10 protein-coding genes are annotated in these 12,599 nt (G+C 75.2%); 6 read left to right on the top strand and 4 right to left on the bottom strand.

The window, feature by feature from the left end:
* The 4 genes from ACZJYS_RS17535 to ACZJYS_RS17520 all read left to right on the top strand — a co-directional run.
* Positions 1-1,824 (top strand): amidohydrolase (locus ACZJYS_RS17535; protein ID WP_493179771.1); only part of this gene is annotated, 1,824 nt, incomplete at its 5' end.
* Positions 1,825-1,827: 3 nt separating this feature from the next.
* Positions 1,828-2,046: a hypothetical protein gene (locus tag ACZJYS_RS17530; RefSeq protein ID WP_493179770.1), complete on the top strand. Its 219-nt coding sequence runs from the start codon at positions 1,828-1,830 to the stop codon at positions 2,044-2,046.
* Positions 2,036-3,637 (top strand): MFS transporter, encoded by a 1,602-nt coding sequence (locus ACZJYS_RS17525; protein ID WP_493179769.1) that lies wholly within the window; start codon positions 2,036-2,038, stop codon positions 3,635-3,637. Before ACZJYS_RS17530 ends, ACZJYS_RS17525 begins: the two co-directional genes overlap by 11 nt.
* Positions 3,638-3,769: 132 nt before the next feature.
* Entirely contained in the window at positions 3,770-4,180 is a 411-nt protein-coding gene (locus ACZJYS_RS17520; protein ID WP_109517150.1) for a helix-turn-helix domain-containing protein, read from the top strand.
* On the opposite strand, the gene ACZJYS_RS17515 is transcribed toward ACZJYS_RS17520, so the two are convergent.
* From ACZJYS_RS17515 to ACZJYS_RS17500, 4 genes are all read right to left on the bottom strand, one after another.
* Positions 4,162-5,748, bottom strand: coding sequence for an ABC transporter substrate-binding protein (locus tag ACZJYS_RS17515; RefSeq protein WP_493179768.1), 1,587 nt, complete (start codon positions 5,746-5,748; stop codon positions 4,162-4,164). The two genes, ACZJYS_RS17520 and ACZJYS_RS17515, sit on opposite strands and share 19 nt — an antisense overlap.
* A gap of 56 nt (positions 5,749-5,804) precedes the next feature.
* Positions 5,805-6,578 carry an SDR family NAD(P)-dependent oxidoreductase gene (locus tag ACZJYS_RS17510; protein WP_245906354.1) on the bottom strand — a complete coding sequence of 258 codons (774 nt, stop codon included), beginning with the start codon at positions 6,576-6,578 and terminating at the stop codon, positions 5,805-5,807.
* A 93-nt stretch (positions 6,579-6,671) separates the two neighbouring features.
* The gene (locus tag ACZJYS_RS17505; RefSeq protein ID WP_493179767.1) at positions 6,672-9,485 is read right to left on the bottom strand and encodes an ATP-binding protein; all 2,814 of its coding nucleotides are present in this window, start codon (positions 9,483-9,485) and stop codon (positions 6,672-6,674) included.
* A 405-nt stretch (positions 9,486-9,890) separates the two neighbouring features.
* Positions 9,891-10,580 (bottom strand): GntR family transcriptional regulator, encoded by a 690-nt coding sequence (locus ACZJYS_RS17500; protein ID WP_493179766.1) that lies wholly within the window; start codon positions 10,578-10,580, stop codon positions 9,891-9,893.
* A gap of 91 nt (positions 10,581-10,671) precedes the next feature.
* Between ACZJYS_RS17500 and ACZJYS_RS17495 the strand changes: the two genes are divergently transcribed.
* Both ACZJYS_RS17495 and ACZJYS_RS17490 read left to right on the top strand, forming a co-directional pair.
* Positions 10,672-12,399, top strand: a complete 1,728-nt coding sequence (locus ACZJYS_RS17495) for an acetolactate synthase catalytic subunit (RefSeq protein ID WP_493179765.1) — start codon at positions 10,672-10,674, stop codon at positions 12,397-12,399.
* A partial coding sequence (locus ACZJYS_RS17490) for an alcohol dehydrogenase catalytic domain-containing protein (protein WP_493179764.1) occupies positions 12,399-12,599 on the top strand: 201 nt, incomplete at its 3' end. The genes ACZJYS_RS17495 and ACZJYS_RS17490, both read left to right, overlap by 1 nt.

The following is a 12,599-nucleotide window of genomic DNA, read 5'->3' as shown; positions in this document are numbered from 1 at the left end:
ACCACGCTGGACCGCGCCAACCCGCAGCCCGAGGCGGTGGCCATCACCGCCGGCCGCTTCAGCGCCGTGGGCGCGGCGCGGGACATCCTGCCCACCGCCGGCGCCGGCACGCGGGTGATCGACCTCGCCGGCCGCCGCCTCATCCCCGGCCTGTTCGACAACCACCTGCATCTCATCCGCGGCGGCCTGAACTACAACATGGAGCTGCGCTGGGACGGCGTGCGCTCCCTCGCCGACGCGATGGCGATGCTGAAGCGGCAGGCCGCCACCACGCCGCCGCCGCAATGGGTGCGCATCGTCGGCGGCTTCACCGAGCACCAGTTCGTGGAGAAGCGGCTGCCGACGCTCGACGAGATCAACGCCGCCGCGCCGGAGACGCCGGTCTTCATCCTGCACCTGTATGACCGCGCGCTGCTGAACGCCGCCGCGCTGCGCGCCGTGGGCTACGACAGGGACACGCCGAACCCGCCCGGCGGCGAGATCCAGCGCGGCCCGGACGGCACGCCCACCGGCCTGCTGCTGGCCCGCCCCAACGCCACCATCCTCTACGCCACCCTGGCGCGCGGCCCGAAGCTGCCCTTCGACTACCAGCTCAACTCCACCCGCCACTTCCTGCGCGACCTGAACCGGCTCGGCGTCACCAGCGCCATCGATGCCGGCGGCGGCAACCAGAACTACCCGGAGGACTACCAGGTCATCCAGAAGCTGGCGGCCGACGGCCAGCTGACCGTGCGCATCGCCTACAACCTGTTCACGCAGAAGCCGAAGCAGGAGAAGGAGGATTTCCTCCGCTGGACGGCGGAGAACACCTACCGGCAGGGCGACGACTATTTCCGCCTGAACGGCGCCGGCGAGATGCTGGTCTATTCCGCCGCCGACTTCGAGGATTTCCGCGTCGAGCGGCCGGAGATGCCGCCCGCGATGGAGCCGGAGCTGGAGCAGGTGGTGCGGGTTCTGGTGCAGAACCGCTGGCCCTGGCGGCTGCACGCCACCTACGACCAGACCATCGCCCGCGCCCTCGACGTGTTCGAGAAGGTCGATGCCGAGACGCCGATCGGCGGGCTGCACTGGATCTTCGACCATGCCGAGACGGTGAGCGAGCGGTCGCTCGAGCGCATCGCGCGGCTCGGCGGCGGCGTCGCGGTGCAGCACCGCATGGCCTATCAGGGCGAGTATTTCGTCGAGCGCTACGGCGCCCGCGCCGCCGAGGCCACGCCGCCCGTGGCGAAGATGCTGGAGATGGGCGTCAAGGTCTCGGCCGGGACGGATGCCACGCGCGTCGCCTCCTACAACCCGTGGGTGGCGCTCTCCTGGCTCACCACTGGGCGCACCGTCGGCGGCACCCGCATCACGCCCGAGCGCAACACGCTGGACCGCGAGACGGCGCTGCGCATGCTGACCGAGAAGGTCGCCTGGTTCTCCAACGAGGAAGGCAGGAAGGGCCAGGTCGCGGAGGGCCAGCTCGCCGACCTCGCCGTGCTGGACCGCGACTATTTCGACGTTCCCGGCGACGAGATCCAGGACATCACCTCGGTGCTGACGGTGGTGGGCGGCCGCGTCGTGCACGGCACTGGCGGCTACGCGCCGCTGGCGCCGGAGCTGCCGCCGGCGATGCCGGACTGGTCTCCCGTGCGCCGCTTCGGCGGCTACCAGGGCCGGCGCGGCCAGGAGAAGCGGGGCGCCTTCGCCCGGCTCGCGGCCTGCTGCGCCACGGCCTGCGGCGTGCACGGGCACGGCCATGCCCGCGCCTGGGGCGCCGCCACGCCCGCCAGGCAGGATGCCGGCTTCTGGGGCGCGCTCGGCTGCTCCTGCTGGGCCTTCTGAGCCATGCCGTGCCTGCTGCCCCACAGGCATCCCGCGCTGGCCCGGCTCGGCGCGCCGGCGCTCGGCGCCTTCGCCCGGGCTGCCACCTTCATCGCCCACCGCTGCCGGGCGCTGCCGCCCGGGCAGGAGCGTTTCATGACGGCGAATGCCTTCCGCGAGCATCCGGGCCTCGCCGGCGCCTTTCTCCTGGCCTTCCTGTGGGAGCGCGGCCATGGCCGCTGAGCCGCGGGCACGCAGCGGCTTCGGGCCGCTGCTGCAGCCCACCTTCGCGCTGCTCTGGGGCGCGACCGTCATCGGCAACATCGGCAGCTTCATGCGCGACGTCGCCAGCGCCTGGCTGGTCACCGAGGCCGCCGCCGGCCCGGCCGCCGTGGCGCTGATCCAGGCCGCCGCCACGCTGCCGGTGTTCCTGCTGGCGATCCCCGCCGGCGTCCTGGCCGACATCCTCGACCGCCGGAAGTTCCTCCTCGCCGTGCAACTGCTGCTGGCGGGGGTCAGCCTCTCGCTGATGCTGCTGGCGCAGGCGGGCCTCGCCTCGGTGGCCGCGCTGGCGGGGCTGACCTTCCTCGGCGGCATCGGCGCCGCGCTGATGGCGCCCACCTGGCAGGCCATCGTGCCGGAGCTGGTGCCCCCGCGCGACACGCGCGACGCGGTCGCGCTGAACTCGCTCGGCATCAACATCGCCCGCGCCATCGGGCCAGCGGCGGGCGGGCTGCTGCTGGCCAGCTTCGGCGCCGCCGTCACCTATGCGGCGGATGTCGCCAGCTATGTCGTGGTCATCGCCGCGCTGCTGCTCTGGCGGCGGGCGAAGCGGGCGGAGGACCCGCTCGACGAGCGCTTCGCCGGCGCCTTCCGCGCCGGGCTGCGCTATGCGCGCGCCAGCCGGGAGCTGCATGTGGTGCTGCTGCGCGCGGCGCTGTTCTTCCTGCTGGCCAGCGCGGTCTGGGCGCTGCTGCCGCTGGTGGCGCGGCAGCTGCTCGGCGGCGACGCCAGCTATTACGGCCTGCTGCTGGGCGCGGTGGGGGCGGGGGCCATCCTCGGCGCCATGGTGCTGCCCTGGCTGCGCGCGCGCCTCGACATCGACGGGGTGCTGCTGGCCTCGGCCCTGCTCACCGCCGCCGTCATGGCGCTGCTCGCCTTCGCGCCGCCGCGCGCCCTGGCGCCGGTGGTGCTGGTGCTGCTCGGCATGGCCTGGATCGCCGCGCTGACCGGGCTGAACGGCACCGCGCAGGCCATCCTGCCCAACTGGGTGCGCGGCCGGGCGCTGGCGGTCTACCTCACCGTGTTCAACGGCGCGATGACGGCGGGCAGCCTGCTCTGGGGCGCGGTGGCCGAGGCGCTCGGCGTGCCCTGGACGCTATGGGTGGCCGCGCTGGCGCTGGCGGCCTCGGCCCTGGTGCTGCGGCGCATCCCCCTGCCGCGCGGCGAGGCGGACCTCACCCCCTCCAACCACTGGCCCGAGCCGCTGCTGGCCGCGCCCGTGGCGCAGGACCGGGGGCCAGTGCTGGTCCTCATCGAGTACCGTGTCGCGCCCGCGGCGCGGGGCGCGTTCCTGGCGGCCATCCATCGCCTCTCCGCCGCGCGGCGGCGCGATGGCGCCTATGGCTGGGGCGTGGCCGAGGATGCCGCCGATCCGGCGCTGATGGTCGAGTGGTTCATGGTGGAATCCTGGGCCGAGCACCTGCGCCAGCACCGCCGCGTGGCGCGGGCCGATGCCGACCTGCAGGCCGAGCTCCACCGCTTCCACACCGGCCCCGAGGCGCCGCGCGTGCGGCATTTCCTGGCCAGCCAGAGCATCCTCCGGCCCGGCTGATTCCGCCCGGCCGGAGGATGCTCCAGCAGGGCGCTTCACAGCTTTTCACGGCAGTTCACTCGCTCCCGCCGGCCACCGGCGGAACTCTCCCGGCAGCGGCGCCATGGGGCGCCCTTGCCGAGGACCTTGACCATGCCGCAAGCATCCCTCTCCAGCCGCCTGGCGCCCTGGCAGATCGGCAGGATCCTGCGCCATGTGGACGCGCATCTGGCCGAGGAGATCCCCATCTCCAGCCTGGCCGGGCTGGTGGGGCTCAGCGCCGGCTATTTCTCGCGCGCCTTCCGCGCCAGCCTGGGCACCTCGCCGCACGCCTTCATCCTCGAGCGGCGGCTGGCGCGGGCGCGGGCGATGATGCTGGGCACGGCGCTCGGCCTGTCCGAGATCGCGCAGGAATGCGGCTTCTGCGACCAGCCGCACCTGACCAAGCGCTTCCGGCGGGCGATGGGCGTCAGCCCGGCGGCGTGGCGCCGCAGCCAGGGGCGCCGGCCCGCGGCGGCGCGGGCCACCCCGCCGGAGTCCGTGCTTCAGGGCGCGGCCGCCTGATGCGCGTCCAGCGCCAGGGTCAGGCTGTCCACCCGCGCGTCGTAGGTGATGCCGGCGCGCATCGCCCAGAGGCTGGCCTGGTGGAACAGCGGCAGCAGCGCCACGTCCTCGTCGAGGGCAAGGCGCGCCGCCTCCCGCCACAGCGCGTTGCGCGGCCCGGCCCCGGGCGTGGCGAGGGCGGTGTCGATCAGCGCGTCGAGGCGCGGATTGCCGTAGCCGGTGCCGTTCAACGCGCCGCGCCCGCGCGCCGGGTCGCGGCTGGCGAGCAGGGCGGTGAGGAAGCTGTTCGGCTCGCCCGGCCCGGTCAGCCAGCCGAACAGGGCCATCGAGAACCGCCCGGCGCCGTAGCGCGGGAAGAAGCTGATGGCGGGCGAGGCCTCGACCGAGACCTCGATGCCCGCCTGCCGCCACATCTGCGCCAGGGCCTGCAACAGCTGCTCGTCATTGGTGAAGCGGTCGGTGGTGCCGGACAGCTCGAGCCGCAGCCCCCGGCCCCAGCCGGCCTCCTCCAGCAGCCGGCGCGCCCCGGCCCGGTCGGGCGCCGCCGGCCGCAGGGCGGGGTCGGCTGAGTCACGCCCGGGCGGCATGATCTGCGCGGTCGGCGCTGCCTCGCCATCCATCACCTGGGCGGCCAGCGCGGCGCGGTCCAGCGCCAGGGAGAGGGCGCGCCGCACACGCGGGTCGGCCAGCGGGTTGGCCTCGCCGGGGCGGAGCTCCGGGCGGTGGTTGAGCGCCACGTACATCACCCGCGTGCCGGGCTGGCGCACCAGGCGCAGCCCCAGGGTTCCGGCCACGCCCCGCGCGTCGCGCGGCGGCAGGTTCTCGATCAGGTCCAGCTCCCCGGCCAGCAGCGCGCCGAGCCGGGCGCTGTCCTGCGGCAGGACGCGCAGGCTGACCCGCTTCCATTCCGGCGCCGGCCGACGGGCGGCCTGCCACCAGCCCTCGTCGCGCTCCAGCAGGGCGCCCTCGCCACGGCGATAGGCGCGCAGGCGGAACGGACCGCTGCCCAGGACGGCGGCGCCGGCGTTGAACGCGGCCGGCGCTGCCGTGGCGGCGATGCGGGCGGGCACCACCAGGATGGTCGTCAGCCCGTTCGGCAGCAGCGGCGCCGGGCCCTCGGTGTACAGGCGCAGCACGTCCGGCGCCGCCACCTCCACACGCCGCAGCCCCACCAGGAAGGGCGTGTAGCGGCCGGGGCTGTCGGGGATGGTCATGGCGCGGTGCAGGCTGGCGGCGGCGTCCTCGGCCCGCACCGGCGTTCCGTCGGCGAAGCGCGCCGCGGGGTCCATCCGCAGCTCCCATCCCGCGCCGCCGGCCAGCGGTGTCCACTGGCGGGCCAGCATCGGCAGCAGGCGGCCGTCATGGCTCCATTGCAGCAGCGCCTCGAAGAGATGCCGCTGCAGGGCGAAATTGGCCGCGTCGGCGTGGAAATGCGGGTCCAGCGTGGTTGGCGAGACCGCCATGCCGATGCGCAGCTCCGCCGCGCCGCCGGCCGGCGCGGCCGCCAGGGCCGGCGCCAGGGCCAGGAGAAGCCGCCAGAGGGGCCGGCGGGGTTCATGCGTGGACATGCGCGCAAAATGCGCCGGGGGGCCTTGCCCTGCCAAGCCCGGCGACGGGTGGCCGCTCAGGCGCCGTAGCCGCCGTCGATCGCCAGCACCGCCCCGGTGACGAAGGAGGCCTCCGGGCTGGCCAGGAACAGGATGCCGGCCGCCACCTCCTCCGGCTCGCCGAAGCGGCCGAGCGCGGTGCCGCAGCGCTGCGGTGCCGCGAAGGGGCCGTCGGCCGGGTTGTGCTCGGTGTTGATCGGCCCCGCCTGCACCACGTTGACGGTGATGCCGAGCGGCCCGAGGTCGCGCGCCGCGCCCTTGCTGAAGCCGACCACCGCCGCACGCGTGGCGGCGTAGTCGGCCAGCCCCGCGCCGCCGACGAAGCCGGCCACGGCGCAGCCCATGGTGATGATCCGCCCGCCCGGCCGCATCAGCGGCGCCGCCGCGCGGATGGCGGTGAAGACGCCGCCGATGTTCACCGCCGCCTGCGCCGCCAGGGCCGCGCCGTCGATATCCGGGTCGTCCACCGGGCCGGTGACGAAATGCGCCGCGTTGTTGACCAGGATGTCGAGCGCGCCGAACTCCTCGCGCACGGCGCGCACCATGCGGTGGATGTCGTCCGCCCGCCCCTGGTCGGCCTGGTAGGCGGCGGCCCGCCCGCCGCGCCGCCCGATCGCGCGCACCACCTCGGCGGCGCGGTCGGCATCGTGGCGGAAGCTGATGGCCACCGCCGCGCCGGCTTCCGCCAGGGCCAGCGCCGCCGCCCGGCCGATGCCGCGCGAGCCGCCGGTGACCAGCGCCACCTTGCCGGCCAGCCTGCCCGCGCCGCCATTGCCCGCTCCGAACGACACGCCGCGATCCTCGCCCTGGCCATGACCATCCGCCATCCGGCGGAGGCGCAGCATGGCAAGGGGCGCGGGCGGTCCGCTTGGCCGATCCTGCCCTCAAGCCTCGCCAAGCAGCGCGCGTGCCGCGCGCAGGTCGGGCGTGTCGGCCCGCGGCGGGAAGCGGGCGACGATGCCGGCCAGCAGCGCCTCCGCCTCCTGGCCCGCAGCCCCCTCCTGGCGCATCCGGGCGAGGCTGGTGGCGGCGCGCAGCGACCAGGCCGGTGCCGCCTGCCGCGCCGCCAGCGCCAGCGCCGCGTGGAACGCCGCCGCCGCCGCGCCAGCATCCCCCAGCGCCAGCCGGCATTCGCCGCCCAGGCGGAGATATTCTGGCTCGAACCAGGCTTCGCCGCAGCCGCGCGCATCGGCCAGCGCCGCCTCGACCGCTGCCAGCGCCTCCGCCGGCCGCCCCAGGCGCAGCAGCGCCGTGGCGACGCCGGCATGCAGGATCGGCAGCCGCGCGCTGAAGGCGGTGGGCGCCATGCCCGCCATGCGCTCGCGCAGCTGCGCCAGGCCCTCCTCCATCCGGCCGGCGGCGATCCACTCCAGCGCCTGGTAGCTCTCGCCCCAGAGCACCCAGGCCTGGGTCTGCCGCAACTCGCCCAGCATCACCGCGCGCACCGCGGCGGCGCGCGCCATATCGCCCGCCAGGAAGGCCACCAGCCCCGCGCCCAGCGCCAGGGCGAAGAAATGGCTGAAGGGGTGCTCCAGCGCGCGCGCCTCGGCCGCCGTCTCATCGGCCAGCGCCAGGGCCGCCTCCGTCTCGCCCTGCAGCCACAGGATGCGGGCCAGCACGCTCTTGGAGAGGATGCGTTGGTCATAGAAGTTCAGCTTGCTCTGGTGCGGCTGCAGCGCCCGGCGCGGGTAGCGGGCGAGCATCGCCTCGGTCAGCCGGCGCGCCTCGGCCTGCTCGCCCTGCATGTGCAGGATGTAGCCCACCAGCCGGTCCCCCACAGGCCCGTCATCGGGCTGGCCGGAGGCCCAGGCGATGTCGCGGAAGCGGTGGGCATAGGCCAGCGCCTGGCCGTAGTCGCGCCGCATGGCGCCGAGCGCCAGCCCGTTCAGCGCGCGCAGCTGGTGCTCCACGTCGCCGAGCTGCTCGGCGAAGACCAGCGTGTTGACCCAGGCGGATTCCAGCGTGCCGGACTGGAATACCGTGATGGTGCCGAGCGCGGCGTAGAGCCGCATGCCAAGGCGCGGCTCCTGCTCCACCTCGGCGCGGAAGGCGGCGATGGCCGCGTCCAGCCGCCGCCGCGTCTCGTCGATCAGGCCGAAGGAGGACCAGAGCGGCACGCCGGCGAGGGTGAGGGCGATGCCAATGCGCCGCTGGCAGGCGGGGCCCAGGGCCCAGTCGATGGCGGCGCGCAGGTTGTCGATGTCGGGCGCCAGCCGGGCGCGCGCCTCGGCCACCGGCACGGCGGCCCACAGCGCCTCGGCCCGCCGGAACACCGCCTCGAAATGGCTGGCGTGGCGCAGCGCGGTGGCCTCCGCCTCGCCCGCCTCCTCCAGCTTGCCGGCCAGGTAGAGCCGCGTCGTGTCGAGGCAGCGATAGGCCGTGCCGCCCGGCCGCGCCTGCAGGGCGAGGAAGGACTTGTCCAGCAGGCTGCCGAGGCGGTCGATGATCTCGGCCTCCGTCTCTCCCTCGTCGCCGCCGACGGCCAGCGCCGCCTCCAGCGTGAAGCAGCCCTGGAACACGGCGAGCCGGCGCAGCAGGCGCTGCTCCTCCGGCGGCAGCAGGCCGTGGCTCCAGTCCAGCGTGGCGCGCAGCGTCTGGTGGCGGGGAAGGGCGGTGCGGCGGCCCTGCATCAGCAGCCGGAAGCGGTCGCCCAGCCGCTCCGCCAGGGCCTGCAGGCCGAGCTGGGCGGCGCGGGTGGCGGCCAGCTCGATGGCCAGCGGAATGCCGTCCAGCTGGCGGCAGATCTGCGCCACCAGCCCTGCCTCCGCATCGGTGAGCGCCGGCATGGCGCCGGCGGCCTGCAACCGCTCGACGAACAGGGCGATGGCGGGGAAGCCCATCGCCTCCCGCGCGCCCGGCGCCGCGCCGGGCGGCGGCGCCTCCATCGAGGGCAGGCGGTAGGTCCATTCCCCCTCGGCCCGCAGCGGCTCGCGGCTGGTGGCCAGCACATGCAGCCGCGGCGCCGACTGGAGAAGGTGTTCCGCAAGGCGCGCGGCGGCGCCGATCACCGGCTCGCAGCTGTCCAGGATGACCAGCCGGTGCGCCCCGGCCAGCGCGGCGGCGAGGCCGCCCTCGGCCCGCCCCTCCGACTCCAGCGCGGCGAGGACCCGGCCCTGCGCCAGCGCGCCGTCGGTCAGGGTGCCGAGGTCGATGAACAGCGGCGGCTGTGCGTATTCCGCCGCCAGCCGCCGCGCGACGGACAGCGCCACGGTGGTCTTGCCGATGCCGCCCGCGCCGGTGACGCTGACGAAGCGGTGCTCCCGCAACCGCCCGGCGATGAGGCCGATATCGGTCTCGCGGCCCAGCACGGGCTGCAGCCGCACCGGCAGCGTGGCCGCCGCCGTCGGCGTGGCGGGGCGTGGAACGGGGGGCGCCGGCCCGGTCTCCAGCGGCGCGACGAAGCTGTACCCGCGGCCCGGCACGGTGAGCACGTGGCGCGCCTCCGCCTCGCTCTCGCCGAGCGCCCGGCGCAGCGCGGCGACCTGGGCGCGCAGGTTGGAGTCCTCGATGTGGCGGCCGGGCCAGACGGCGGGGAGCAGCGCGTCGCGGTCGAGCACCTCGCCCGGCCGCTGCGCCAGCGCGATCAGCAGGTCGAGCGCCCGTTGCCCGATGCGGACCGGCTCGCCCTCCCGCAGCAGCCGCTTGCGGCGGGGGAGCAGGGTGAAGCCGCCGAACCGGATCTCCTCGCCGCTCTCCACACCCTCCTCCGATCGTCCCTGCGGACCCGGTGCCCGTGCGGGATGCGCGATATATGTCGGCTTCTCAGCCGGTGGCAATGTCAGCGCCGGCCGTAGGCACCCAGGCCACTCCCCCCCGGGTCCGCTCCAGCGGGACGGGCGCTTCCGCTGCCCCCGCCAAAGTCCTCGATCCGCCAGGGCAGCGCGGCCTCCGCCGCACTGGCGCGCATCCATCGGGCAAGGATGCGGTGCCTCCGGGTGCCTCCGCCCGGCGCCGCGCCCCGGCAGGGCGGCCTCCCGGGCTGCCGCGGCGGCCGGCCCCATGGCGCTGCCGGCCTCCCGCCGGCAAGGTGAGGACTCTGGCGGGAGCCGCCCCGGATGGCCGGGGCGGGGACTTGGGCGGGAAGGGTGGCGGCGGGCGCGTGCTCAGCCGGCCGGCGCGGCGGGCCGGGCCAGCATGTCCGCCAGCACGGCGCCATGCTCGCGCAGGTCGCGCTCCACGGCGGCGCGGGCGGCGACGGGGTCGCGCGCCGCCAGCGCGGCGAGCAGCGCCACATGCGGGTGGTCCTGCGGCGCCACGGGGCGCGGCACGGTGAACAGCAGGTTGATGGTGGGGCCGGCCTGCACCCAGAGGCTCTCCACCATGCGCTGCAGCACCGGCATCCGCGCCAGGGCGATGGTGTGGAAATGGAACAGCTCGTTCTCGGTCAGCACCATGCGCGCATCGTTGCGCAGCCGGCCCTCGGCGACGCGGGCATGGATGGCGCGCAGCGCGGCGATGTCCTCCGGCGTGGCCAGCTCGGCGGCGCGGGCGGCGGCGCGGCCTTCCAGCTCCACCCGCAGCTCCATGATCTCGTTGTAGCGCTCCGGCGCCAGGCGCGGCACCCAGGCGATGCCGCGCGCGTCGAGGTCGAGCCCGCCTTCCGAGACCAGGCGCAGCAGCGCCTCGCGCACCGGCGTCGGGCTCACCTGCATCTCCTGCGCCAGCAGCCGGTGCACCAGCTTCTGGCCGGGCGAGAGGCGGCCGGACATCAGCGCGGCGCGCAGGCGGCGATAGACCTTGCCGGCGAGGCTTTCCTCGCGGTCGACGGGGGCAAGCGGGGGGAGGGCATCCATGGCGGCGGGACTCATCGGGGGGCGCCCTTGACGTGTCAAGCAAACCGGCATTTGCTATAGCAAACACCAAATACCACGAGGAAACCTCCGGATGCCAGACAGCGCCCCCTCCCTCGCGGCGAACGCGACCGTCGCCCTGCGCCTGGCCGAGGCGCTCGCCCGCCACGGCGTCACCCTGACCTTCGGGCAGAGCCTGCCCTCGGCCTTCCATCTCGCCGCGCCGCATGCCGGCATCGCGCAGAAGGTCTACCGGCAGGAGAACATGGGCGGCACGATGGCCGACGGCTATGCGCGCATCTCGGGCAAGGTCGGCATCGTCACGGCGCAGAACGGGCCGGCCGCCACCCTGCTGGTGCCGCCGCTGGCCGAGGCGCTGAAGGCCAGCGTGCCAGTGATCGCGCTGGTGCAGGAGGTGACGCGCGACAGCGCCGACCGCAACGCCTTCCAGGAATTCGACCACCTGAGGATGTTCGACCCGGTGGCCAAGTTCGTCCGCCGCATCGACCGCGCGGACCGGCTGGAGGATTACGTGGACATGGCCTTCGTCGCCGCCACCTCCGGCCGGCCGGGCCCCGCCGTGCTGCTGCTGCCGGCCGACCTGCTGCTGGAGCGGGCCGCCCCCGTGGCGCGGCGCCGCGCCAATCTCGGCAGCTACCCGCTGGACCGGCCGCAGCCGGAGGCGGCGCGCATCGAGGAGGCGGCGGCGCTGCTGGCGGGGGCGGCGCGGCCCATCGTCATCGCCGGCGGCGGCGTGCATCTCTCCGGCGCGGCGGCGGAGCTGGCGGCGCTGCAGGAGGAGGCGCATTTGCCCGTGGCCACCACCTTCATGGGCAAGGGCAGCGTGGCGGAGACGCATCCGCTCTCGGTCGGCGTCGTCGGCAACACGATGGGGCAGGGCGCCCGCGCCCGCGCGCTGCGGCCGCTGGTGGCGGAGGCCGATGTGGTGCTGCTGGTGGGCAACCGCACCAACCAGAACGGCACGGATAGCTGGACGCTCTACCCGCCCGATGCCCGCTACATCCACATCGACCCCGATCCGCTGGAGATCGGCCGCAACTACGAGGCGCTGCGCCTGACGGGCGACGCGCGCGCCACGCTGGCGGCGCTGCGCGCGGCGATGGCGCGGCAGGACCTCGCCGCCCGCGCCGCCGCGCGCCCGGCGCTGGAGCGGCAGATCGGCGCCGCGGTCGAAGAGTGGCGCGCCCTGGTGGCCGGCGTCTGCGCGCGCGACGGCGGGCCGGTGCGCCCCGAGCGCGTCGCCGCCGAGATCGACCGCCGCCTGCCGGAGGACGGCATCATGGTGGCCGACGCCTCCTACTCCTCCAACTGGATCAACATCTACATGACGGCCCGGCGGGCCGGGCAGCGCTTCCTGACGCCGCGCGGCCTGGCGGGCCTTGGCTGGGGCGTGCCGCTGGCCATCGGCGCGCAGGTGGCGGCGCCGGAGCGGCGCGTGGTCTGCCTCTGCGGCGATGGCGGCTTCGGCCATTCCTGGGCGGAGCTGGAGACGCTGCAGAGGCTGGCGCTGCCCGTCACCGTGGTGGTGCTGAACAACGGCATCCTCGGCTTCCAGAAGCATGCCGAGGACACGAAGTTCGGCGAGCACACCATCGCCTGCGATTTCGGCGCGGTGGACCACGCCGCCATCGCCCGCGCCTGCGGCATCGCCGGCCACCGCGTGACGAAGGGGGAGGAGCTGGGCGCCGCGCTGGACGCCGCCTTCGCCTCCGGCGCGCCGGCGCTGATCGAGGTGCTGACCGACCCGGACGCCAAGCCGCCGCTCACCATGTATCACGGCCACTTCCCCGAGCCGTTCTGATGCTGGCGCTGCGCAAGACGCGCCCCGCGCCCGGGCTGGAGGCGCTGGACGCGCCGGAGCCCGGCGCCCCCGGCCCGGGCGAGGTGCTGCTGCGGATCGAGGCCGTGGGCATCTGCGGCAGCGACGTGCACGCCTATGAGTGGACCGAGGGCTATGGACACATGGCGCCGCACCTGCCGCTGACCATGGGGCACGAGATG

Source organism: Roseomonas sp. TS2 (assembly GCF_058833935.1).
Note: the sequence above shows the minus strand (reverse complement) of the source record. Positions and strands in the feature narration are given on the sequence as shown.